This is a genomic window from Ferdinandcohnia sp. GQ5 (genome assembly GCF_059759275.1).
The window spans coordinates 71969-96954 of the sequence record NZ_JCAXEW010000016.1; the positions used below are offsets into that span (position 1 = coordinate 71969).

The following is a 24986-nucleotide window of genomic DNA, read 5'->3' on the forward strand; positions in this document are numbered from 1 at the left end:
ACGAAGTCATATTAAAGGAGGAAAAAAGATGGGAAATTCACGAGTTCCATTTATCGTGTTGGGTATTTTGTTTACCGTGATGTCGGTTTTTTTACTAATTGTTGGGATTATGGCTAATTCATCACCCGCACCTATGGCTTTAATGACAATGGCTATGGCAGTCATGAGTTTTTGTTTGTCATATTTGTATCCACAATTTAAGCAAAAGGATGAACGCATGAAACTTATCCGAGAGAAAGGTATTTTCGCCTCTTTTTTTGCGATGATGATTTTTCTAATTGCTTTTAACATTGGTTTACAATTTGAATTGATTGCTTTAACTGCAGCACAACTGATCAACATCCTCACAACATTATTAATCTCTACGATGTTTATCTCCTTTGTCATTTATTCAAAAATATACTAGGTCAGATGGACCGGAATACCGACTAATCATTATTTGCTGCACTTAAACAAGTGCAGTATTTTATTAACCTGAAATTGGTAAAATGTGAAACCGTTGGGTGAGTAATTCGTAGTTATTATCGAAGCAATATATTGGAGGTGGCAATATGGATAAAAGAACTCGGGAGTTAGTTGATTTTACAAAAGAAAAGTTTGGGTTGTGGGACTATTATTTAGAAACTTACAGTTTCAATCGAAGTGTCAATATTTTTAATGAGACGGTCTATACAATGTCAATGGAATGGTTTCCTAATCATTGTTTGGGACAAGAGTATGAGGATGAAAATCCAGTTGGAACGGCAGTTATCACAATCGATGTAAATAGTCGTAACTTTGAAAGTGTAATTTTCGTGATGGGTCAGACGTTTGCCACAAACGGGATAAACTTCTCTGATAAAAATGACATTATAAAATGGGTTGAGCAGGAGACAGGATTAACGTTTGAGCAGCAATTCCAGTTACATAAGGAAGAAGAGGGAGAGCTACATTTTAAAGAATGCATTAATGGTGTTGCTGTTTCGCCTTCTGGAATGATTGAGGTCAATTTCGATCAGGAGGGTAGGCTAACTTTGTTTTCTGCACATGGTCATTTTCCAGCGAAGGACATGGTGAAAATAGAACCTTATACATTGACCTTTGAGAAAATTGAGGAAATCGCAAAAAATCAAGTGAAGTTGATTGATTTTCCGTTAATGGAACAACAACGACTAGTCTCCGCTTATGCAGTAGAAGAGCTTTATGTACGGAATGACCAATCAGCCACAATCCCTTTTGAAGTTATCGTGGATGTTAGAGGATATATGAAAATAGATAAAACGTTGGATTGGGATGAGCCGATTGAGGATTCTTCATTTGAAAGAAACGAGATAACTTGGCATGAAGAGGTTTCGGCTGACCAAGCATTTTCAGGCGAGCCCTCACCTGATACACTACCAATCACAGAGACAGAGCAAGAAATGTGTACGATAGAGGTCCGGGATTTTTTACGAAGGGTATATCCCAGTGATTCTGGAGTCTGGATGTTAAAATCACTTCATCGCGAGTCGGGGTATATTCATGCGATAGTAAGAGCAAACAAGCAGGATAAACGCGTATTTCAGCGGAAAGTTAATGTCATGATTGATTCTGAAAGTCTTCAGGCTGTGAATTATATGGATAACCAGATGATGTTAGAGATGTTTGATGAATTTGAAGAACCCGAGAAAGTGATGATAAGCAAGGATGAGGCCTATGAAAAGGTCAAAGGAAAGTTCGAATTAGAGCCTTATTACGTGTATGACTTTGACCAAAATCAATATGTCCTGTGTGGAAAAATAGATTGCCAATTTGCCGTTCATGCATCAACAGGAGAAGTTCTCCTTTTAGATGAATTGTAAGAATGTGGGTCGCAGGGACAGGTCCCTCCGTCCCGCATAATTGACAAATAATTTGGGTACCGTTCACACTCTCTCTTGCATAGGATATTTTAGCAATTTGAGGAGGGATATTGAAGAAAATGAATTATGTAACATATGGATACCCCTATCACTATTACCACCAACATCATCACCACCATCCATATTACACGAATGTTCCTATGCATTACTGGAACTATTGGGGATACTATCACCCGCATATGGGAAGGGAAATGCGCGAATTTAATGATCAAGGTAAGCAGCCATTTGTAGTTAATATCAATGAAGCTTCCAAGCAAAACAATACGTTTCGCACCGCGATTTGGACAGGTACTCACCTACAGGTAACATTAATGAGTTTACAACCTGGAGAAGATATCGGCTTAGAAATACATCCTGATGTGGACCAATTCCTACGTGTTGAACAAGGCAATGGAATTGTTCAAATGGGGAAAAACAAAAATCAGTTAGACTTTGTAAGACAAATTGCTGACGATTCAGCCATTATTATTCCAGCAGGGTATTGGCACAACCTAACAAATACAGGAAATGTTCCAATAAAACTATATTCAATCTATGCACCACCAAATCATCCTTTCGGTACTGTCCATAAAACAAAAGCAGCAGCAATGGAGGCTGAACACGAACACTAAGCTATTGGACTCTAATGATAGAAAAAGTGGGTCAAGGGACCTGTCCCTGCGTCCCATTAAAAAGGGCAGAGCCGAAATGGGCTCTGTCCTAGATTTATTTTTTGTCATCTTCAAAATGGGCATCGATTGGCCCCTTTTGGTCTTGTTCGCCAGATGCTTTCCCTTTTGCTTTTTTCTTCCGACGCAAGCGTTCAAGAATTTTACGATAATTTAACTCAATCGTTTTTGGCTCATAATAATCGGATGCCATGATATCACGGGTGGATGCTTTTAGAAAGGACCAACCAAGCATGACCATGATAAAAAGGAGAGGGAAGCCTCCGACGATACTTGCAGTTTGCAAGGTGCCGAGTCCGCCGATAAACATCAAAGTTAGTGGCATTATACAGAGGGCAAATGCCCAAAATAATCGGTTCCACCTTATTGGTTCATCTTTAACCTCCTTTTGTACAACAGACGCTAACACATAAGAGCTTGAATCGAAAGTTGTAGCAAGAAATACTATAGCAAGTACAGTGAATACGAGGACCATAAACCATGAAAACGGAAGGCTCTCAATAACATCTAAAATAGCAGGAGAAGCTCCTTCTGTATTCAATGTATTAATAATATCCATTTCTCCTGTAAGTTGGAGATGCATCGCGTAATTTCCTAATACACCAAAGAATAAAATACTTCCGATTGTACCATAGATCATCGTCCCAAGAATCATCTGTTTAATCGTACGTCCACGTGAAATTTTGGCAACAAATAGACCGACAAATGGGGCATAGACAAGCCACCATGCCCAATAGAACACCGTCCAAGTTTCAGGGAAGGAGGTTTTCTCAAATGGGCCCAATGAATTAAACGGCTCTGTCCATGTACTCATATGAAAAAAGTTATCCAATAAAAGACCAATACTATTTACTGTTGTTTCTAACATGAATCGAGTTGGCCCAAATAAAAAGATAAAAGCCAAAAGAAAGAAAGCAAGATATAGGTTTACATCAGAAAGAATCTTTATTCCCTTTTTTAATCCTGTATAAGAGCTAACAGCAAAGATAACAGTCACAAATAATAAAATAATCGTCTTTACAGTCATGTTCACATCAATGCCGGTTAGACGATAAATACCCTCAGCAATCATCGGAGTGCCTAGGGCAAGCGTCGTTCCGGCACCACCTATAAGACCAAACATAAATAAGATATCGATTATGGTACCAATAGGACCGTCGGCTAGTCTACCAATTAATGGCCGTGTCGCTTCGCTAATTTTTAAGACAGGTTTTTTTCTAACATAATAAAAATATGCAATTGGTAAGGCTGGAAGTGTATAAATCGCCCAAGCAATTGGTCCCCAATGAAAAATCCCATAGGTGGTTGCCCATGCAATGGCTTGCTTTGTGCCAGGTTCTACTCCAAAGGGAGGACCTTGAAGGTAATAAGCCCATTCGATTGTTCCCCAATATAATATGCTAGAGCCAATCCCAGCACAAAATAGCATGCCAGCCCAAGAGAAATCATTAAATTCGGGCTTTTCTCCTTTATCCCCAAGCAATATCTGACCGTTTGCACTAAATGAAACATAGATGAGAAAAAAGAAAATGACAATTCCAACTAGCAAATAGAGCACACCGAAGTTTGTGGTCACATACGTATTCGCAGCATTAACCACCTCTTCACCTTTTTCAGGAAAGAGGACGAGAGGAATCGTAACCAACATCAATAATGAAAATGCGCCAATAAAAGTTGGCCAATCAATCATCCTGTTTTTCATTCACAACCCCCACCTTAAAAAACTGTTTTTGGTAGTTTTTGCAACTTGAAGGATAATATACTAATGCTTCTAAGCACGAGTTAAATAAAGATGTAGCCATTCTATTCTATTCATGAAGGGTACACACATTATAAGCTGGTTGGGGCAACAGGTGGCTAAAAGTAAATGGTATTGAAAACGTGCCGGGTGTAGTAACGGCTGAGGATAAGTGCACTTTACGAGGGTGTTATCAACGAAGTAAAAGATCATCGGTTCTGGCAATGGCAGCTAGTTTAGTCCTTTCAGGAAAAACATCAAAAGGTAAGAAAGAGTGCCTCTTAAAAATTTTTTTACGTATGCTTTTATCACTTTTTTTACTTAAAAACAATACGCAAGTGGATAATATTTACATTTAATATCTCTTTTGAAATCAATTCTACCATTCTTTGGATTTTGCGAATGCATTTATACTGCCAATCTATTAAAAAGCATACGTAATTCTTGTTTACGTATGCTTTTATCACATTTTTACTTGAAAACAATACACAAGTGGATAATATTTACATTTATTGTCTCTTTTGAAATCAATTCTACCATTCTTTGGATTTTGCGTATGCTTTTATATAGTCAATCTATAAAAAAGCATACGTAATTCTATTTTACGAATGCTTTTATCATATTTTTTCTTAAAAAGGATACGCAAGTGGAGAATTTTTACATTTTATATCTTTTTTGAAATCAATTCTACCATTCTTTGGATTTTGCGAATGCTTTTATATAGTCAATCTATAAAAAAGCATACGTAATTCTATTTTACGAATGCTTTTATCATATTTTTTCTTAAAAAGGATACACAAGTGGAGAATTTTTACATTTTATATCTTTTTTGAAATCAATTCTACCATTCTTTGGATTTTGCGAATGCTTTTATATAGTCAATCTATAAAAAAGCATACGTAATTCTATTTTACGAATGCTTTTAACTCTTATTTGCTTAAAAATGATACACATGTGTATAGTTTTTCCATTTATTATCTCTCTTGGACTATCTTATTCATAATTATGAAATGTTTCACTATAGAGCATGAGATCCTCTATTTTTTCCATGTTAGGTTCGAAGCCAATTCCAAGCCCTGTAGGAACCTCAATATATCCATCTTTCATCGTAACTTCTGGAGTAATAATATCCTCTTTCCAGTAATGGGAAGAAGGGGCTGTATCACCTGGTAACGTAAAGTTTGCTAGACTAGTAATGGCGATATTATGTGCTCTGCCTATCCCGGCCTCGAGCATTCCACCACACCACATCGGGATCTTGTTCTCTTCACAAAGCTTATGAATTTTTAAGGACTCTGTTATACCTCCTACACGACCAATTTTAAGATTGATGATTTTTCCACTGCCAATCTCAATTGCTTTTCGAACATCTTCAACTGTGTGAATGCACTCATCCAGACAGATTGGGGTATTTAACTCTTTTTGCAGTCTGGCGTGATCAATGAGATCGTCATAGCTTAAGGGCTGCTCGACCATCATTAAATTGAACTCGTCCAATTGTTTGAGGTAAGGAATATCATGTATGGTATATGCACAGTTCGCATCTGCCATAAGCGGAATCACCGGAAATTCCTTACGAATCGCTTTTAAAATATTCATATCCCAACCTGGCTTAATTTTCACCTTAATACGCTTGTAACCTTTTGTTACAAAGCCTTCGATTTTTTGAAGAAGCTCCTGTTCAGACTTTTGAATTCCGACACTTTCTCCAACTTCTATTTTATCCTTAATGCCGCCGATCGCTTTAGTCAATGAGATGCCATTTTCCTTAGCATATAAATCCCAGATGGCACCATCAAGGGCCGCCTTTGCATTATAGTTTCCACGCAAATCCTTGAAAGCTTTTGACACATCATCTGGGTGTTTAAGCTCTGTTTTCATGAGCTTCGGAATTAAAATATCCTTAAGCATATGCCAATTTGTTTTAACTGTTTCTTCGTGGTAAATGGGAATTGCGTCGGAGACCGTTTCTGCCCAACCGGACAAACCGCTTTTTGACTTAACCTCAACTAAAATAAAGTCTTTATCCGTAATTGTTCCCACACTCGTTTTAAAAGGGTGGAGCAATCTCATTCTCATATATCGTAAAATAATACTCTTAATTTCCAAGCCAATTCTCCTCAAAAAAATATTATTTTTCCAAAAGGTACATATATTGATTTTTCTTCTCGGGGTCCTTTACTAAATCTGTCACAACCCAACCGTGTTTTAAATAATGTGTAAACACTTCTTTTGTTTTTTCTCTCCATAATATGGCGGCATTGAAGTTTTTTCTTTTTATTTCTTGAAAATTGCCAGGTACCGGTACTAACAAAGCATCACTGTTTTCCTCTAAGTTTGTATCTCCCGGAATTAGGGAGCCATCTTCAAATTCCACATATATTAAGAGTGGAAACTTGCTTATTTCGTAATTTTCACTTTCACGTTTTACTTTTTTTACGGCCCATTCAACAACGAAACGATCAGTGGAAAGACCGTCATTCATGCCATCCGTCATTTCCCCATATGCATTTTCGATATAAGCAGTACATGTTGCCCCTAATTTATGTAGGTTCAAATTACCATTCACTGTTTCCAGAGGATCATAGGTCCACGAAATTAAATCATACCCCATCTTCGTTGCCAACGCTCGTTGTTCATGCTTTAATTTTTCACCGATACCTAACTTGCGAAAATCAGGGTGAATTCCTAAACTATGAGAAACAAGGTAGGGCTTAATCCCATCAAAACCTGGGAAACTATATTGAAAACCAATCAGTTGCTCCTCGTAGAAAGCACCTAAAATAAACCCACCGTTCTTAATCGTTGCAGCAGTATGACTAATCGGAACCGTATCCTCCGGACTCCAAACGGTCGATTCTAATTCATGAACCTGATGTAATTCTTCGATTGATTTTATATTTTTAATAATCATGGAAGATAAAATAGCTTGTTGCATGGATTGCCTCCTGTCGTTGGGACTTGAATAAAAAAATCAATACTAATTATTATAAGTATTTTTGATTGTATCATCGAATTTTTAAGAACGGTAGATTGTAAAATAGAAAAAGAGCTTGCCTCCAGTTGGAAGCAAGCGTTCTTTATTATTTATCCAAGAAGAACAAACTCAATTCAGGTACGAAACTAATTATGATGATGTCGATAATTAGAATAATCAGGAATGGAATAATTGCCCGAACGATTTTTTCTAATCGTAAGTTTGCGATATTGGATGCTACGAATAGGTTAATACCAACTGGTGGTGTAATGAATCCAATTGCAAGGTTTACAACCATGATGATCCCGAAGTGAACTGGATCGATGCCAACAGCTGTTGTAACCGGAAGCAAGATTGGTGCCATGATGATAATCGCAGCAGATGTTTCTAAAAATGTACCTACAATTAATAGAATTAAGTTAATGATAATTAAAACGATAATTGGATTATCTGAAATTGCAAGTAGCGCATTTGTAATTGACAGTGGAATCTGTTCCCTTGTCAAAATAAATCCAAAAATCGATGCACACGAAATGATAAACATAATAACTGCAGATGTAACAGCTGATTGAATAAAAACTTCAGGAAGGTCCTTCCATTTAATTTCCTTGTAGATAAACAGACCAACTATTAATCCATAAACAACAGCGACAACGGAAGCTTCAGTAGGAGTAAACACTCCACCATAGATACCGCCAAGAATAATAACTGGCATCAATATCGCAAGAATGGCTCTGTTAAAGGATGTGAAGATTTCTTTAACTGAACTTTTTTCTTCTTTACCGTACCCGCGTTTTCTAGAAATAAAGTACGCAACTAGAATTAAAGATAGACCAACAAAGATACCAGGGATAATTCCTGCGATGAATAAATCACTGATTGATGCCCCAGCGATAACACCAAATAAAATCATTGGTACGCTTGGAGGAATCATAACACCGATTGTTCCACCTGCAGCTTGAATGGCAGTAGAGAAGCTCTTATCATAGCCTTTTTGAACCATTGCTGGAATCATGATAGCTCCAACTGCTGCTGTTGTTGCCGCACCAGATCCTGAAATAGCAGCGAAGAACATACATGTTACAACAGAAACCATCGCTAAGCCACCATGCATTCTTCCAACAATCGTCATTGCAAAATCTACGAGTCGTTTAGAAATCCCGCCAACCTCCATTAACTTACCTGCAAGGATGAAGAAGGGAACAGCCATCAATGTGAACGAGTCTGTTGATGTAAACATTTTTTGAACTATAACCATTAATGGAACATTATCTTGAATCATAAGCACAATCATAGAAGCGAGTCCCAGGGCAACTGCGATTGGTACATTAATGAAGAAAAGGACGATTAATATCCCAAATAATAACCAAGCCATTAGTTCTTCGCCTCCTTTTTCCATTCAGTAATTACGACATAAAGTAGATTGATAATAAAAAGAACACTTGATATCGGAATTACTGTATAGATATATCCCATCGGTATTTGAAGAACCGGAGACTTCTGAATCATGCTTCGGCCGATAAAGTCGAAACTATGGACGATAATCTGCCAAAAGAAAAAGATAACAAGAATTGAAATAACTACATTTAGTATTTTTTTTACGGTTGGTCCGAAAGCGTCATAGAGAATTTCAACCCCAGGGTGTGCTTTTACACTCATTCCATAACCTGCTCCCAGGAACGTCGTCCACACGAGTAAGTAACGACCTAATTCCTCTGTCCATGCCAAGGGCTGTTCAAGAACGAATCGGAAAAGCACTTGTAAAAAGACAACGACTACCAATAAAAAAAATAGGATGATTAGTATCCATTTAAAAAATCCGTTTATTAAATCTACTATCTTTTTAATCACCTTTATTTCCCCTTATTATCTAATTAAATGCGCATTAGCGGATTTTCGCCGAGATTTTTTAGGCCCACACGAGGTGGGTCACAAAGACGTTGCCACAGGAAGTGGCGTTCTTAGTCTTTGATCTTACGCTATAAAAGCTTCCTTTGAAAATCGCTTGTCTCCGCCGTAGGCTTTTAACTTTATTCAGTAGGGGTTCAAACCCCGCCTGAATAAAGTTAAAAACTTGGATTGTGCTGGGCACTCACCAAGTTTTTTTTATTTAGATTAATTTCCGTTTAAGATTGCTTCGATGTTTTCTTTACCAAAGTCTTTTTCGTACTTTTCATATACAGATTGAATTGCGTCACGGAAAGGTTGTACATCAACATCTTCGATAACTTCCATACCGGCATCTTTTACTACCTGTAAAGAATCAGTGTCAGCTTTTGTGCTAAGTTCACGAACTTTATCACCCGCAATTTTTGCTTCTTCCTTAAGAATATCTTGGTATTCAGCTGGAAGTGTATCAAAAACTGATTTACTGAACATGACAACTGCAGGTGAGTAAATATGACCTGTTAATGTCATGTATTTTTGGTTAGCATCATAAAGCTTGTACGTATCAGCAATGATTAATGGGTTTTCTTGTGCATCAACGACTCCTTGTTGAAGAGCAGTTAGTGCTTCGTTCCAAGCCATTGGTGTTGGTTGAGCGCCAAGAGCATTGAATGCATCTAAGTGAATTTGGTTTTCTTGTGTACGGATTTTTAATCCTTTTAAGTCTTCAGGCTTTGTGATTGGGTGTTTGCCGTTTGTGATATGACGGAAACCATTTTCAGCCCAAGCAAGACCCACAAGTCCTACATCTTCCATACCAGCTAATAGATCTTGACCAACTTGTCCATCAAGTACGCTGTATGCATGTTCTCTTGATTCAAATAAGAATGGTAAATCAACGATTCCGATTTGTGGATAGAAGTTTGCAATTGGGGCTGTTGATGAAATTGACATATCAGCAGTTCCAAGTGTAAGTGCTTCTGTTAGTTCTCTCTCTGCACCTAATTGGTTAAGTGGGAAAATTTCAATTGTAACTTTTCCATCAGTACGTTCTTTCACATTTTCAGCTAAATCAAGTAATGCAAGATGATAAGGATGTTCTTCTGTTTGAGAATGTCCTGCTTTAAATGTGTATGTTTTTCCTTCGTCTTTAGCGCCATCAGATGTTGATTCGCCTTCGTTACTGGATTCATTACTTCCACATGCTGCTAAAACTAAAGCAAACACGAAGAAGAGTACCATCCAGGAAAGTTTTCTTCCTTTCATGATAAAGCCCCCTATTTTCAGAAAATTTTATACGATATTGAACATTATAACATCTATTTTTCATTTTTCTACAATATTTCGTGTTTTTTGATAATTTTTTTAATGAAAGCGTTAAAGGACAATAGAGTATCTGCATTTTATTACAAAATATGCATTCAAGAATTTCTATATTTTCATTAATAGCCAATGCTTTTACAACTTTTACAATGTGAAATATGTGTAAATGTCTACCCGTAGATTAAGCTAAATAGTGTAAATAGGAGTTCACAAAATTATAGGACTAAATTACTGAATATAACGAAGTTTTAATTTTAGATATTATATTTGTATATCTTTCTTAATTAATTGATCGATAAAAAGAGTATGGCACTGTGAATTCCGCTGTTGATAAGTCACAATATATCTTAAGGAAGCTTCAGTTATTTACGAATTAGTGATTATGCCCTTCATAGTGGCGATGAAGAGGAAACCGGTCGAATATTTTAGTGGTTTTGCCTTTCATAGTGGTGGTGAAGAGGATAACGATTAAATATTTTAATGGTTTTGCCCTTCATGGTGGTGATGAAGAGGAAACCGGTCAAATATTTTGGTGATATTGCCCTTCATGGTGGCGATGAAGAGGAAACCGGTCAAATATTTTAGTGGTTTTGCCCTTCATAGTGGCAATGAAGAGGAAACCGGTCAAATATTTTGGTGATTTACCCCTTCATAGGTGATGAGGAGGACTTTAAGCTAAAGTCCTTATCCGGTCAAATACTTTAGTAGTTTTGCCATTCATAGTGGTGGTGAAGAGGAAACCGATTAAATATTCTAATGGTTTTGCCCTTCATAGTGGCAATGAAGAGGAAACTGGTCAAATATTTTGGTGATTATGCACTTCATGATGGCGATGAAGAGGAAACCGGTCAAATATTTTAGTGATTTACCCCTTCATAGGTGATGAGGAGGAATTTAAGCTAAAGTCCTTATCCGGTCAATGAAGTCCCGAGCGAGGAGGAGGAAGCAAGCTAAAGTCTTTCATCCACGTCAATAAAAACCCCAGCGAATCGATACCAAACATTAGTTAACAAACACCAACAAAAAAAGGGAATCGTTATCAAACGATTCCCTTTTCTGTTATTTACCAAGACTTTGTAAATATTCAACTAATGCATCAATTTGATTATCATCCAAGCTGTCCTTAAATGGAGGCATTCCAGCGCTACCATTTTTAATTTGATTAATTAAAGCGTCCCTGTCTTGGAGCATTTCACTCTTCTGTAAGTTTGGTCCGTTGTGACCACCTTCACCGTTGTCACCGTGACATGCCAAGCAGTTGTTTTTGTAAATGTCTGCGCCTTCATGTGCAGTTGATCTATCACTTTCTTCTGCATCTTGTTTCTTATCGGTAGCGGAAGGATCATTTGCTGTTGGTGATATGTTGATTTTATCTTCAGGTATATCTTCTAGAGATGCATACGCACCTTCAAGTGAGAAGGTATAGATTTTATCTCCATGTGTTGTTCCTGCAAGTGAGTTACCAGCAGCAAAAATTGAAATATATTGCTTACCATCAATTTCATATGTGATAGGAGGTGCGTTTGCTCCGGCATCCATTTTAAACTCCCATAATTCGTTCCCGTTAGTTGCGTCGAATGCGATGATTCGGCCATCGTTATGACCTGTAAACAAGAGATCTCCTTTTGTTGTCAATAGACCGCTATAGGCAATTTGATCCCAATGTTTTTGCCATACAATTTTGTTTGTTTTAATATCCATGGCTGTTACCACACCACGGCCAGGAGCTCCATTAACAGGCTGCCATATACTACCAAGCCAAACTTCGCCTTCTTTATAATTATTCGCCTCATCACCTTCACGATGTGAGTATGAAAAATACGTATCATTTGCTAATAAATAGAACAGCTCAGTATTTGGGTTGTAAGCTGAAGGTGGCCAGTTTGCTCCACCTTGTGGTGACGGTTTTAATGTAACAAACTCATCCCAGAACGGTGTGAAGATCGTACCGATTTTTCCTTTCCAACCCTCAGGAAAATCTTTTTTAACATCTTCTTCTGTGACTCCCTGTGGAATAAAATTATCTCCAACCGGGAACGGCTGAGTGGCCGCTGTTTTTTGTCTTTCATCCTGTGGTACTGGTTTTTCTTCAATGCCGATCAGTGGTTCACCGTTAGTTCGGTCCAGTATGTAGAGCCAGCCAGTTTTTCCAGCTTGTGCAATACCTTTTCTCATCTTTCCTTTCATTTCTACATCAAATAAAACTACAGGGTTTGGCGCATCCATATCCCAAATATCATGGTGTACTTCTTGGAAATGCCATTTGTACTCACCCGATTTCGCATCTAATGCAAGAACGGAATCGGCAAATAAATTGTCACCTTCACGAGTGCTTCCATCTAGGTCAGCAGATGGATTACCAGTTGAGAGATAGAGAAGCCCTAACTCTGGGTCAATTGCTGGGGTTTGCCATACAGCTGCTCCGCCTCTTTTCCATGCATCAGTGTCTTGCGGCCAGGTATCATGTCCAACCTCACCTGGTCCAGGAACCGTATGGGTTTTCCAAACTTCTTTACCCTTATCAGCATCAAATGCAGCAACGAAACCGCGGATTCCATATTCACCTCCAGCAACCCCTGTGTATACCAATCCATCAAAATAAAGTGGGGCACTAGTGATGTTATATCCTTTTTCCCAATCCTCAACTTTCGTTTCCCAAACAAGTTCGCCTGTTTTTTGATCTAATGCAACTAGTCTTGCATCTAATAGCCCGACAAAGACTTTTCCATCTCCTAATCCAACACCACGACTTGTCCATCCACAGCAGACCGTATCTAAGTTCGCTGCTAATTCAGGGCGATATTCCCAAATTAATTCACCAGTTCTAGCATCAATTGCTTGAACATCATCAGCACCGGTAATGGTGAACATAACCCCGTCATAGACAATTGGAGTTGCTTCGCCTGAATATTTAAATTCATAACCTGAGCCGAGACTTGTAACCCATTCAGCTTTTAAGCCTTTTACATTTGATATGTTGATTTTGTCTAGCGGAGAGTACCTACCATTGAAGATATTTCCACCATGTGTAATCCAATCTCCTGTTGGTGCCGCCGTCAAATCCTCAGCTGAAAATTTCGGGGCAACTTTTCCAGGATAATCCTTATGTTGTACTGAAAAATGCTTATTCTTGTCTACTTTCTGCTTTTCTTTTTCTTGGTTTTCGACTCCTTGTTCAGCTTGTTCTTCTTTGCCGATATTATTTGAAATCATTACACCAGCTCCGATGGCAATTACAACAAGCAGGACAATAATAACCCATCCAAACCTTTTCATCCCGTAAAACTCCTTTCCATTGTGATAATAGTGAAAATTAATCAAATGCCGCTTAGCGTACTATCGCCAGATTCTTAGGCCCACACGAGGTGGGTCACAAAGACGTTGCCACAGGAAGTGGCGTTAGTAGTCTTTGATCTTATGGTCGAAAAAACACCTCCGAAAAATCATGGCGTCCGCCTAGGGCTTTAACTTTATTCAGTCCAAATTCTCCTTCTGAATAGTTACTATTAGTGCACTCATCCCACTACATATAAAGTGGTGGACTTTTCCTGAATAAAGTTAATAAGATTTTTTATAATTTGCCCTGCTCCAAATAAAATAATCCAATTTATTAGCTGAAAATTTGAGATTTTAGCAGTACATGGTGTTATTCAATAAAAAGTGAGGGCATTTCTCTAAAAAATTTGTAAGCATGATTCTTGTCATGTTACTTAATGTATGTTAGTTTTAAGTTATGTAACATTAGTAGGGGGATATCGATGGAATTTGTCGATCCAATTAAAGACGTAAATAAAATAAATGAAATTAAGGAAGTGCTTAAAAAGCAATCCCATCGGGACTTATTATTTTTTGTATTTGGGATCAACACAGGATTAAAGGTTAGTGATTTACTTTCATTACGTGTTGAAGACGTATGGGGTGAATCTGGAATGAAGGATTTCCTCTATATAAATGACATAACAAGTGGGGAAGTTAAAGCTTTCTATTTAAATAATATGATAAAAAATGAACTTACTGAGTATTTAAGTTCACAAGAATACGAAGGCAGTGATTTTTTATTTAAATCAAAGAAGGATAATCTACCAATTTCCAGACAGCAGGCATACCGGATTATTAATCATGCTGCTAAAGAGGTGGGAGTTTCTGGGAAGATCGGAACGCATACTCTTCGAAAAACATTTGGCTATCATGCATACCTAAAAGGAATTGCAATTTCAATATTAATGGATATCTACAACCATCATTCACCATCCGAAACGTTCAAATATATCGGAATCAATAACGAAGAGAAGCAATTAGTGAAAGTGGACGTAAACCTATAAATAATAAAGTACAAAAAAAACTCCGCTTGATAGCGGAGTGGTCATAAAAAGTCATCATCGTCGTCTAAATTTGTATTCATTTCTACATTTGTAAAATCAGAAACGATATCCTCTTTCACTTGGACCTGTAATGTCTTCTGGTCTTTCATGAATTTAAATATTCCATTATTAAAGTCTGTACCGAATTCCTTAAAGAAGATACCTTCATAAAGGACATTTTTTGTATGTTTAAAGATGAGGCGGTAAACATTACCCTCCTGGACTAGATATGCACGAACGCCTTTGTCAAAATGGCCTTCAGTGTTTTTAAGGTAACGGGCAACAGATATGATATGAAGGTCTACAAAAGGAATCTCTCTTAATAATGAATTTATAATTGAACCTTTTGCGATTTGTTCCCAACGACTTTGTGCAGTTTGGCCAAGAATTATTTGGGTAACATTTTTCTCCCTTGCAACATCTGCGATTACTTTTGAAATTGGTCTTTTTTCATTGTCCTTGATAATAAACGCATCCGCACTATGTTGGTCAGCTAACTCTTTCCATCTTTCAATATAGCTTACCTTTTCAGGGTCGAGATCATCGAAAGGCTTTGGATCAACAGTTAAGATATAAAGTGGACAATCTAGCATTTTTGCAATCTTGCAACCACGTTGGATGAGACGTTCACCATTTGGGCCATAATATACACAGACAAGGATACTCTCGTCCATTCGCTCTTTTATTAATTTCATTATTACTCACCTCGAAGTTGATGTGAAATCATTGGCCTAGCCAACTTCCGTTTCATAAATAACAAGCAAATAAGGAACTACTAAAGGATAAACCCTTAATTTAGCTGGGCTTACATTTATCACACCACCTATTAAAATTCACTTAGCTAATTAGATCCGATATTTGAGTAAATCGAGGCAACCGCTAAGCTATATTTCAGTAGGAATTTAATTAGCTACTGATTACAAAAGTATTAAAAAATGTTCTTTAATTTATAAACTATGTATGACTATATCGCATGCTACAAAATGAGTCAATCCATTCAGCCATTTTGTAAAAATCATCCACTAAGGAGGCGATTCCAATGTATTGGTTCCATTTTTTAATCATGCTGCCATTTATTTTCGCCGTGTTTGTTCCTATATTATATAAGAAGTTTTGTCCTCGCATTCATACGGGCTGGTTCGTGTTCCTGGTGCCACTTCTGATTTTTGTTTATCTTATTACATTTATTCCCGATATTGCAAATGGGAATACCATTATTACAAGCCTTCCTTGGATACCTTCCTATAATATTAATTTTACTACCTATATCGATGGATTAGGTTTAATGTTTGGATTATTAATTACGGGTATTGGTGCATTGGTTATTTTATATTCCATTTTTTACTTATCAAAAGAACGTGAAGCACTCCATAACTTTTACGTGTATTTACTGATGTTCATGGGAGCCATGCTTGGCTTAGTATTTTCTGATAATATCTTTGTTCTTTATGTATTTTGGGAACTAACAAGTGTATCTTCTTTCCTATTAATTGCCTATTGGTATGAACGTGAGAAATCACGATACGGTGCGCAAAAATCTATGCTAATTACAATTTTTGGTGGATTAGCGATGCTTGCGGGACTTGTAATGATTTCAAGTAACTCCGGAACCTATAGCATTCGTGAAATGTTGATGAATACTGATGCGATAACATCGAGTGCTTTATTCGTACCAGCAATGGTATTAATTTTATTAGGTGCTTTTACGAAATCAGCTCAATTTCCTTTTAGTATTTGGCTCCCAGATGCAATGGAAGCTCCGACCCCTATTAGTGCCTATTTACATTCAGCCACAATGGTTAAAGCAGGTATTTATTTAGTTGCACGATTAACTCCTGTTTTTGGTGGCTCATCTGAATGGTTTTGGATTGTTACGGGAGTAGGTTTAATTACATTGCTGTACGGATCTGTTAATGCGGTACGTCAGACAGATTTAAAAGCTCTATTGGCATACTCAACGATTAGCCAATTAGGCTTGATCATGAGTCTTCTTGGTCTCGGTTCAGCTGCGATGTATTTCGGTTTGGGGGATGAAACAGCTGTATACGGCACAGCCGTCTTTGCAGCACTGTTTCATTTGCTGAATCACTCGACATTTAAAGGGAGTCTCTTTATGGTAGTCGGGATTATTGACCATGAAACAGGGACTCGTGATATTCGAAGGTTGGGTGGTCTTATTCATCTTATGCCTATATCCTTTACGCTAATGGTGATAGGCGCCTTTTCAATGGCTGGACTGCCTCCATTTAATGGTTTCTTAAGTAAGGAAATGTTTTTTGCAGCGGTCAATAATGCAGCAAAAATGGACTTTTTTAACATGGGAACGATAGGCGTATTAATTCCTATCATTGCTTGGATCGCCAGTGTTTTTACATTTATCTACTGTATGATACTTGTATTTAAAACATTTAGAGGGAAATATAAGCTCGATAATGACCGAGTTGTTCATGAAGCGCCACTTGGAATGTTAATACCTCCGATAATTTTAGGGTCACTCGTGATTCTCGGTTTCTTTTTCCCGAATCTGATCTCACAGTATTTATTAAAACCGGCGTTAACGTCAGTATTGCCGATGCTTACAGAGGCAGATGTGTTGAGGTTGAAAATAACGGCGTGGCATGGTTGGAATCAGGAACTTTGGATGACAATCGGGGTAGTTGTTCTCGGAACGATTCTCTATCTCAATATTAGAAAATGGTACCGGGTTTACAAGTTTTACCCACAGTCATTAACAATTAACCATATCTATAATCTTTCTTTAAATAAATTGGAACAGATTTATGGTTTGATTACAAACTTTTATATGACAGGTTTTATTCGTGATTATCTTGTTTATATCTTTGGTTTCATGATTATCGTTGTCGGGGGATCAATCTGGTTATTTGATGGGATTTCCTTTGATTCATCAAATGATAATCCGGCTACACTATTTGAAATCGCGATTATGATCGTTTCTGTAGTTTCAGCTGTCACCGTTCTATTTGCAAAATCAAGAATTTCTTCGATTGTTGCAGTGGGAGCACTAGGATATTTAGTGGCATTTTTCTTTGTCTTATTCCGTGCACCAGATCTGGCTTTGACTCAACTGGTTGTGGAAACCGTCACAACCGCTCTTTTCCTATTATGTTTTTATCACTTACCGCAATTGCGAAAAGAAATTAGTCGAATCCCGTTTAAGGTAACGAATGCGGTCATAGCTATTGGGTCAGGAGTAGTCATCACACTAGTGGCATTATCTGTGAATGGAAATCGATTATTTGATTCGATTTCAAGCTACTATGAAAATGCCTATGAACTTGCAGGAGCCAAGAATATCGTCAATGCTATTCTAGTGGATTTTAGAGGTATTGATACAATGCTTGAGATTCTGGTGTTAAGCATTGCAGGATTAGGAGTTTATTCATTAATAAAGCTACGTTTAGTAAAGGAGGGTTCAGATGAAAGAGCCGAATGACGTCATTATAAGAAGTATCACTAAGATTGCGGTTATTATTATTTTTACATTTGCAATCAACTTGTTTATTTCTGGTCATCACCATCCAGGCGGTGGTTTCATAGGAGGCTTGACCTTTTCAGCCGGATTGGTCCTTCTGTTCCTAACCTTTGATATAGAAACGGTTCGCAAAAATTTGCCCCTCGATTTTAAAGTGGTTGCTGCGATCGGAGTATTAATTGCAGTTGGCACAGGGGTCGGAAGCTTGCTATTTAATGAGCCATTTTTAACCCAAACATTTGGATATATTGAGCTCCCTGTTTTCGGAGAAACAGAGCTTGCTTCAGCGGTTTTGTTTGATGTAGGTGTCGCCTTGGCGGTCATTGGAACATCACTCACAATTATTATGAGTATAGGTGATGATCGATAATGGAAACATTAATGTCTATTCTTGTCGGGATTTTATTTGCAATCGGGGTTTATCTTATCTTAACGAAAACTCTATTACGAATCATATTAGGAACATCTATAATCGGTCATAGTGTGAACCTACTCATTATTACAATGGGGGGCCTCGAAAAGGGTGGACCTCCGCTACTGGGAATAAAGGGATTATCCTATGTAGATTCATTACCACAGGCACTACTTTTAACAGCAATCGTCATCAACTTTGCGACCACTGCTTTATTTTTAGTGCTAAGTTACCGTGCGTATAAGGTTTTAGGCACGGACGATACGCAAGCATTGAGAGGTAAAAACGATGGGTAATTTAGTTATTATTCCAATAATCATCCCTATTCTTATTGGGATGATTATGGTTATTTTTCGAAAAAATATCATGCTGCAGAGGGCGCTTAGTATAGTTGCAGTAGTAAGTATATTTGCGGTTTCATTGGTACTGATGCAACAAATAAAAATAGATGGAATTCAGGTTCTCCAGTTAGGTGGATGGGAAGCGCCATTTGGTGTAAGTATGGTTGCAGATATGTTGGCTGTTATTTTGGTTATGGTCACTAGCATTGTGGCATTGTGCTGTCTCATTTATGCGTTTTACACAATTGGGAGGGACCGAGAACTATTTTATTTTTATCCGCTCTTTTTATTTTTAATTACAGGTGTTAATGGTTCCTTTCTTACAGGGGATATTTTCAACTTATTCGTATGTTTTGAAGTCATGCTTGTTTCATCCTATGTCTTAATTTCCTTGGGTGGCACGAAAATACAGCTTAGGGAATCTATCAAATATATATTAGTGAACCTGATTTCTTCCTTCTTATTTTTAGTAGCTGTTGCCTATTTATATGCGATGACAGGTACAGTAAATATGGCACATCTTTCAGTTCGCATTGCTGAGGTCGGTCAGGACGGTGTTATGACGACAGTCGCAATCCTATTTTTGATTGTGTTTAGTTTAAAGGCAGGACTGTTCCTTTTCTTTTGGTTACCGGGTTCATACAGTGCACCACCAACAGCGATTGCTGCAATCTTTGCAGCGCTGTTAACAAAGGTTGGAATTTATTCGATTATGAGAGTATTCACGCTTGTGTTTTACCATGAACCAGAAGTGACACATCTATTAATCGGTGTTTTAGCAGCTATTACGATGTTGCTTGGAGCCTTTGGGGCCGTGGCTTATTGGGATATTAAAAGGATTATAACGTACAATGTGGTCGTAGGAGTTGGCTTTATTTTAGCAGGGGTTGCATCGTTAACTGCTGAAGGGATAACCGGATCTATTTACTACTTAATCCACGATATGATTGTAAAGGCACTTATCTTTCTTTTAGGAGGAACTATTATTTATCTGACTGGGTCTAGTAATTTAAAAGAATTCAGTGGTTTAATGCGCCTACAACCAAAATTCGGGTGGATGTTTTTCGTTGCAGCTTTGTCACTCGGAGGATTACCACCCCTTAGTGGATTTTTAGGAAAAATATTTATTACAGAGGGGACCTTCGCAACGGGCTATTTTTGGCTTGGTGGAATTGGTCTGCTCACAAGTTTAATGGTTCTTTACTCTGTGATGAAAATTTTTATGAATGGATTCTGGGGTTATACTGACGTACCAGAGGAAAGCGCAACTAAGTCTTTAAAAGGATTATTATTACCTATGGGCATTCTTACCGGCTTGACAATTACGCTTGGATTAGGGACTCAAGGGATTAGTGAGTATGTTGACCTTGCGGTTGAAGTGATTATGAATCCATCTATCTATATTGAGGCGGTCTTGGGTAGTGCCTTTATTGAATAAGTTTTTTGAGCGTGAAAAGGTGACGGATGAAGAGTATCTTTTGAAAAATCCCGTGGTTATTCTTTAAATAAGAAAGGGGTGGTATCAATGCCCATGCAGGTTTTAATTAATTTGTTAATCGGTTTTATTTGGATGTTCCTTCAGGATAGTTGGTCCGTGTTAACCTTTTTTAGTGGTTATTTATTTGGTCTAATCGTGCTATTTATACTACGGAGGTATTTCCCTCATCAATTCTATATCGTGACTTTGGTTGCTATTTTACAATTATTTTTTATTTTCATCCAAGAATTATTTACATCCAGTGTGTTAGTTGTTAAGCAAGTTATGCGTCCAAAAATTAATATCACACCGGGCATTTTTACCTTAGAGACGGAACTAGAAGGGGACTTGGAGATAACCTTGCTTGCGATGTTATTAACGTTAACCCCTGGTTCGGTGGTTGTTGAAGTATCACATGATGAGAAAAAGTTTTATATACATGCTATGGATATTCCGGAATCAAGCGATGCTGTCATACGTTCAACGGAAAAATTTGAAGCGGCGATAAAGAGGGTGACGCGATAATGATCAGAATCATTTTAATAATTTCATTGTTTTTTTTAACATTCGCTATTTTTGCGACGATTTATCGGTTAGTGAAAGGCCCCTCAGCCTCTGATAGAGTCCAAGCGCTTGATGTCTTAGGGATTAATATCATTTCGGGAGTAGCTATTTTTTCCGTGTTTTTAAGGAATACTGGTTTTTTTGAAGTGATTTTATTAATTGGGATTCTTTCCTTCATCGGAACGATTTCCTTCGCGAGATTCATTGAAAGAGGTGTTGTAATTGAGCGGCGTAAGCAATCCGATTGAGGTGTTAGAAGTCATTGCAGTTTTATCGATATTAGTGGGAACTGTCTTTAGTTTTTTAAGTGCAGTTGGTTTAATTAGATTACCTGATTTATATTCCCGTGCTCATGCAGCTTCAAAAAGCTCAACGATGGGCGTTCTGTTTACTCTTGTAGGAACGTTTCTATTCTTTATCATGGAAGGTACTTTTAGTATTCGCTTATTTCTAGGAATCTTTTTCGTATTCCTTACAGCTCCAGTCGCGGCACATGTAATTGTGCGCTCTGCTTATCGCTCTAAAGTTCCCCTTGCAGAACAAAGCGTGCAAGATGACTTGAAAGGCGTTATTGAGATTGAAGGGGAGAGGGAGCAGTGAAGGCTTCGAAATAAAAATGCCTAGCCTTTTTATAGGGTTAGGCATTTTTGGTTGTTCTTAAATATTCTTGAATCTTGTTACTGGCAATTGTTTTCCGAGATTCAGGCTGGTTCTCCCACTTTAAGATTGGCTTTTTTATTTCAACTAACGAATCAATGTCTTCAAGTTTTGCCTCTTTTTGGTAAACAAATTGTTCGTATTTGATGAAACCGTAATTATTTACATCTTCATACTTCTTGCTAAATAATAGTATGTAATTATTTTCTAATGTAGAGGTATCAACCCCATAGGTTTCAAATTCCTTTCCTTTAAAAATTGCGTTAATCTTTAACTCATAAACTAGCTCAACATCATCAAGGGAAACCTCTTTTATAAAAATATCTTTATGCTTGTTTCCTGCTAAATCAATAAGTTCTTGAAAGCCGTTATTTTTATATACACATTTTAAACGAAGTACTTGACCCCGAATATTCACTGGGTAGTTCTTATTCTGATAAATTGCATATACGCTCATAATTGTTTCCTCAGTATTATTTTAAAATTTAAAACCTAGGGGAAATTTCTTATTTAGATAGATTATGAAACTTGTTCAATCCACGTACTCTTTTAATAAAATTTTCTAATGCTTGTTCCTCACTGTCGAAATCTTTTTCGGAAATAGCATTTGCGCGTTCGTCTGTTGTGGAAACCTTCCAGGTATTTCCCTGTTGACTGATTAACACCTCGTTCGGACTAATGTCATGATCATTATACCAGTTAAAGAATTGTAGATTCTCGTCTTTAATTATTTGCAGTGCCTGTTCTTTCGTCATATAATGACCACATCTCCTCTATATCAGGGCTCTTTTTCTAGTTTTAAAATATCTCTTCAACAATCATTCCTCGACGAGATTAATATTGATCATGGTTATGTTGATTTATTTTATTAATAATTCGATATCTTCATCATCAAATTTTTCATTTAGAAGCCCTTGCAGGGTTAGTTTTTGCTCAAGTTCTTTAATTAAATACAAAGAATAAGTCAATCGATACAAAACAAAAATACCTCGATTTACACTCAGTGGCATAGTGGTAAAGCTTTTTTTGTTGTTAACATCAATATAACTAATTAGCATGTTATTACTATTATCTATCTCACAGTGAATAGTCTGTGAACTTATTGTGTTGAAATGATAATATTTACTTGAAATCCCAAGTTTTTGGAAATAGGCAATTAGCTCATTAGTGTTTTTGAAATCATGAACTGGGTTATCAGAAGGGAAAATTTTATAGAAAAAGAATTTCTTTAATAATTTAATTAAGAAATACTTTGTTGCTTTTGCTCCATCATTAAACATAACGATGTTTTCTTTCTTTGGATTAGGTTGTCTTTCAAAGTTAATTTCAGAATACTCATATTTACCATTGCTAAACTCGAGTTGAGCATAATTTTCGTAAGGTGACTTCACTTCCATCAAGATATGATTATCATGTTTAATTGCAATACCTACATATTTGCATATTTGTAATAGTTGATCTTTGTCCATTTATTTCATTCCCTTTTTCTTATTTAATATAACCATATTTGATTAAGCTCTCGACTGTCGCAGGAACTTTGTTACCGAAGTCATCTACAACCTCTATTTTTGAATAATATTGCGTACCTCCGCCAACCTCATCAACAACCAACGACCCTACCGCTCAAAAGTTCCCCTTGTATCATAAAGCGTGCAGGGCGATTTGAAAGGCGTGATTGAGATTGAAGGGGAGAGGGAGCAGTGAATGTTTTGAAATAATAAAAATGCCTAGCCCATTAAGGGTCTAGGCATTTTTGGTCTTTACCATAACCAATGAAGGTTTGCTAGATTACACATTAGAATTTCTTGCATTATTCTGGTGCTTAATAATTACCTGATAAGCATCATTCGCACTTTGTTGGGCTTTTTCAGCATCTTCTTTTGAGATTTCAATAGTTGTCATCTGAACAGCAATTTCACCTTGGTCAAATGTCAGGAAGTACTGACCATTATTTTCGTGAATATCAATGCCATAATCTGAGAATATTTTTTTCACTTTTTCCTCACTCCTTTAATCTAAAAATAAATCAGTTACTACTAATTTATCAAGTGGGACTTGATCGATGGTAGCCTCAGGTATTCCTCCGCCGGTATAGCCACCAGGAATCCACTGTTCATTCGCACCTAATTCATTACCATCTGGCATTCTTAGTCCTGTTGGATGAGATATGTCGATTCGAACTGGCGTTTCGCCAAGTGTGCCTGGTTCTAAACTTAATAATTCCTCTAACTTTGTTACATTTCCATTGGATTGGGTGATTAGTTCGTCAGCAACAGACTTTGGCATCACGAACGTTCCTCCAGGTGGTCCTAATGGTCGTGTTGGTGCTGCCCAAGCGATTTTGGTAACACCATCATCAAATTTGGCTAAATGATTTACGATATACTCTTGTGGTAAATAGGTCGAAGGGTCAGGACGATTTCCTTTATTAGTCTGTAATATTTCATCTACAATTCTTGGTTCAATCGTAAATCCCACGTCAGTTGGGTCTATTGCATCAGGTTTATTACTAGAGCCTGAATTATCAACGATCCGAACCCCACCAACCTCATCAACAATATTTGCTCCTCTTGATAATTTTATTGCTTTATCAATACCTTTTGCACCTACAACTGCCAACGCAATTTCTCCAAAAGCGCGACCAAACCAATTTCCTCGACTTTCAGCATCACCGTTAACAACATCTTCGTTCCATGATGTTTTGATTGCATCCCATATCGCTTTTCCTGTTTCAACTGGGTGTTGAATAACATGAACTAATCCTTTAATCGTTTCTATTGGGTGTGTAATTGCATGCCAGATCCCTTCTACAGTGGATGCGACGGCATCCCATAGTCCTGTTGCAAATCCTTTAACAGACCTGCCGACAACTCCAAAGAAATCTCCAACCGAATCCCAAAACGACTTTGTAGGAGGCGCGGTTAAATGTTGTGAGTGAGAGTTTACTTGTTTATCAGCTTGTTCATACCGAGTCATGGTAGTATCCACGAAACTATACAGTTGATTGAGACGTTTTTCTATATCATGTATGGAAGTAGCTACATTATTTAGATTTAATGCAATGCCCTGCCTACTAGTGATTTGACTGTCAATCGCATGGCGTAGACTAGATACTCGACTCTGTGTATCTGTTAAATCGGAAGTGATTCCTTTTAACCGACTGTTTGAGGAGCGGACACTATTCACTTTTATGTCTATTTGAGCCATT

The 24986-nt window shown here is 37.4% G+C and carries 25 protein-coding genes; 11 read left to right on the forward strand and 14 right to left on the reverse strand.

Going from position 1 to position 24986, the window contains the following annotated elements; translation table 11 throughout:
* The first annotated feature begins 28 nt into the window (after positions 1-28).
* The 3 genes from AC6CHV_RS18690 to AC6CHV_RS18700 all read left to right on the forward strand — a co-directional run bounded on the left by AC6CHV_RS18690 (position 29) and on the right by AC6CHV_RS18700 (position 2491).
* Positions 29-406, forward strand: a complete 378-nt coding sequence (locus AC6CHV_RS18690) for a permease (protein WP_498079463.1) — start codon at positions 29-31, stop codon at positions 404-406.
* Between the two features lie 145 nt (positions 407-551).
* Entirely contained in the window at positions 552-1820 is a 1269-nt protein-coding gene (locus tag AC6CHV_RS18695) for a hypothetical protein (RefSeq protein ID WP_341332786.1), read from the forward strand.
* Positions 1821-1939: 119 nt separating this feature from the next.
* Entirely contained in the window at positions 1940-2491 is a 552-nt protein-coding gene (locus tag AC6CHV_RS18700) for a cupin domain-containing protein (protein ID WP_341333583.1), read from the forward strand.
* A gap of 94 nt (positions 2492-2585) precedes the next feature.
* Here AC6CHV_RS18700 and AC6CHV_RS18705 read toward each other — a convergent pair whose 3' ends face one another.
* The 7 genes from AC6CHV_RS18705 to AC6CHV_RS18735 all read right to left on the reverse strand — a co-directional run bounded on the left by AC6CHV_RS18705 (position 2586) and on the right by AC6CHV_RS18735 (position 13749).
* Positions 2586-4250: a BCCT family transporter gene (locus tag AC6CHV_RS18705; RefSeq protein WP_440273586.1), complete on the reverse strand. Its 1665-nt coding sequence runs from the start codon at positions 4248-4250 to the stop codon at positions 2586-2588.
* 1029 nt (positions 4251-5279) lie between these two features.
* Entirely contained in the window at positions 5280-6395 is a 1116-nt protein-coding gene (menC, locus tag AC6CHV_RS18710) for an o-succinylbenzoate synthase (RefSeq protein WP_498079464.1), read from the reverse strand.
* 22 nt (positions 6396-6417) lie between these two features.
* The gene (locus tag AC6CHV_RS18715; RefSeq protein WP_498079465.1) at positions 6418-7224 is read right to left on the reverse strand and encodes a GNAT family N-acetyltransferase; all 807 of its coding nucleotides are present in this window, start codon (positions 7222-7224) and stop codon (positions 6418-6420) included.
* Positions 7225-7369: 145 nt separating this feature from the next.
* Entirely contained in the window at positions 7370-8638 is a 1269-nt protein-coding gene (locus tag AC6CHV_RS18720) for a TRAP transporter large permease (protein WP_341332781.1), read from the reverse strand.
* Positions 8638-9114: a TRAP transporter small permease gene (locus AC6CHV_RS18725; RefSeq protein WP_341332780.1), complete on the reverse strand. Its 477-nt coding sequence runs from the start codon at positions 9112-9114 to the stop codon at positions 8638-8640. Before AC6CHV_RS18725 ends, AC6CHV_RS18720 begins: the two co-directional genes overlap by 1 nt.
* 264 nt (positions 9115-9378) lie before the next feature.
* Positions 9379-10416 (reverse strand): TRAP transporter substrate-binding protein, encoded by a 1038-nt coding sequence (locus AC6CHV_RS18730; RefSeq protein ID WP_341332779.1) that lies wholly within the window; start codon positions 10414-10416, stop codon positions 9379-9381.
* Positions 10417-11532: 1116 nt separating this feature from the next.
* Positions 11533-13749: an outer membrane protein assembly factor BamB family protein gene (locus AC6CHV_RS18735; protein WP_341332778.1), complete on the reverse strand. Its 2217-nt coding sequence runs from the start codon at positions 13747-13749 to the stop codon at positions 11533-11535.
* Positions 13750-14231: 482 nt separating this feature from the next.
* Between AC6CHV_RS18735 and AC6CHV_RS18740 the strand changes: the two genes are divergently transcribed.
* Positions 14232-14795, forward strand: a complete 564-nt coding sequence (locus AC6CHV_RS18740; protein WP_341332777.1) for a tyrosine-type recombinase/integrase — start codon at positions 14232-14234, stop codon at positions 14793-14795.
* 41 nt (positions 14796-14836) lie between these two features.
* Here the strand turns inward: AC6CHV_RS18740 and AC6CHV_RS18745 are convergent, their stop codons facing one another.
* Complete coding sequence (locus AC6CHV_RS18745; RefSeq protein WP_440273580.1) at positions 14837-15529, reverse strand: universal stress protein; 693 nt, start codon at positions 15527-15529, stop codon at positions 14837-14839.
* Between the two features lie 344 nt (positions 15530-15873).
* Between AC6CHV_RS18745 and AC6CHV_RS18750 the strand changes: the two genes are divergently transcribed.
* The 7 genes from AC6CHV_RS18750 (at position 15874) to mnhG (ending at position 21721) form a co-directional block, all read left to right on the forward strand.
* Positions 15874-18288, forward strand: coding sequence for a Na+/H+ antiporter subunit A (locus AC6CHV_RS18750; RefSeq protein ID WP_498079466.1), 2415 nt, complete (start codon positions 15874-15876; stop codon positions 18286-18288).
* Positions 18272-18697 carry a Na(+)/H(+) antiporter subunit B gene (locus AC6CHV_RS18755; RefSeq protein ID WP_341332775.1) on the forward strand — a complete coding sequence of 142 codons (426 nt, stop codon included), beginning with the start codon at positions 18272-18274 and terminating at the stop codon, positions 18695-18697. Before AC6CHV_RS18750 ends, AC6CHV_RS18755 begins: the two co-directional genes overlap by 17 nt.
* The gene (locus tag AC6CHV_RS18760) at positions 18697-19035 is read left to right on the forward strand and encodes a Na(+)/H(+) antiporter subunit C (RefSeq protein ID WP_099364023.1); all 339 of its coding nucleotides are present in this window, start codon (positions 18697-18699) and stop codon (positions 19033-19035) included. The genes AC6CHV_RS18755 and AC6CHV_RS18760 overlap by 1 nt, the downstream gene beginning before the upstream one ends.
* The gene (locus AC6CHV_RS18765; RefSeq protein WP_498079467.1) at positions 19028-20518 is read left to right on the forward strand and encodes a Na+/H+ antiporter subunit D; all 1491 of its coding nucleotides are present in this window, start codon (positions 19028-19030) and stop codon (positions 20516-20518) included. Before AC6CHV_RS18760 ends, AC6CHV_RS18765 begins: the two co-directional genes overlap by 8 nt.
* An 87-nt stretch (positions 20519-20605) precedes the next feature.
* Positions 20606-21082, forward strand: coding sequence for a Na+/H+ antiporter subunit E (locus AC6CHV_RS18770; RefSeq protein ID WP_341332773.1), 477 nt, complete (start codon positions 20606-20608; stop codon positions 21080-21082).
* Positions 21082-21369 carry a Na(+)/H(+) antiporter subunit F1 gene (locus AC6CHV_RS18775; protein ID WP_309100504.1) on the forward strand — a complete coding sequence of 96 codons (288 nt, stop codon included), beginning with the start codon at positions 21082-21084 and terminating at the stop codon, positions 21367-21369. The genes AC6CHV_RS18770 and AC6CHV_RS18775 overlap by 1 nt, the downstream gene beginning before the upstream one ends.
* Positions 21344-21721: a monovalent cation/H(+) antiporter subunit G gene (gene mnhG, locus AC6CHV_RS18780; RefSeq protein ID WP_341332772.1), complete on the forward strand. Its 378-nt coding sequence runs from the start codon at positions 21344-21346 to the stop codon at positions 21719-21721. The genes AC6CHV_RS18775 and mnhG overlap by 26 nt, the downstream gene beginning before the upstream one ends.
* Positions 21722-21758: 37 nt before the next feature.
* Here mnhG and AC6CHV_RS18785 read toward each other — a convergent pair whose 3' ends face one another.
* The 6 genes from AC6CHV_RS18785 to AC6CHV_RS18810 form a co-directional block, all read right to left on the reverse strand.
* The gene (locus AC6CHV_RS18785; RefSeq protein WP_341332771.1) at positions 21759-22235 is read right to left on the reverse strand and encodes a UCP033725 family protein; all 477 of its coding nucleotides are present in this window, start codon (positions 22233-22235) and stop codon (positions 21759-21761) included.
* A 49-nt stretch (positions 22236-22284) separates the two neighbouring features.
* Positions 22285-22533 carry a hypothetical protein gene (locus AC6CHV_RS18790; protein WP_341332770.1) on the reverse strand — a complete coding sequence of 83 codons (249 nt, stop codon included), beginning with the start codon at positions 22531-22533 and terminating at the stop codon, positions 22285-22287.
* 105 nt (positions 22534-22638) lie between these two features.
* Positions 22639-23247, reverse strand: coding sequence for a hypothetical protein (locus tag AC6CHV_RS18795; RefSeq protein ID WP_341332769.1), 609 nt, complete (start codon positions 23245-23247; stop codon positions 22639-22641).
* A 19-nt stretch (positions 23248-23266) separates the two neighbouring features.
* Positions 23267-23389, reverse strand: a complete 123-nt coding sequence (locus AC6CHV_RS18800; RefSeq protein ID WP_341332768.1) for a hypothetical protein — start codon at positions 23387-23389, stop codon at positions 23267-23269.
* A 177-nt stretch (positions 23390-23566) separates the two neighbouring features.
* Complete coding sequence (locus AC6CHV_RS18805; RefSeq protein ID WP_341332767.1) at positions 23567-23773, reverse strand: hypothetical protein; 207 nt, start codon at positions 23771-23773, stop codon at positions 23567-23569.
* Positions 23774-23788: 15 nt separating this feature from the next.
* A complete protein-coding gene (locus AC6CHV_RS18810; RefSeq protein WP_341332766.1) occupies positions 23789-24985 on the reverse strand; it encodes a hypothetical protein in 1197 nt (398 codons plus the stop codon).
* Between the last annotated feature and the right edge of the window lies 1 nt (position 24986).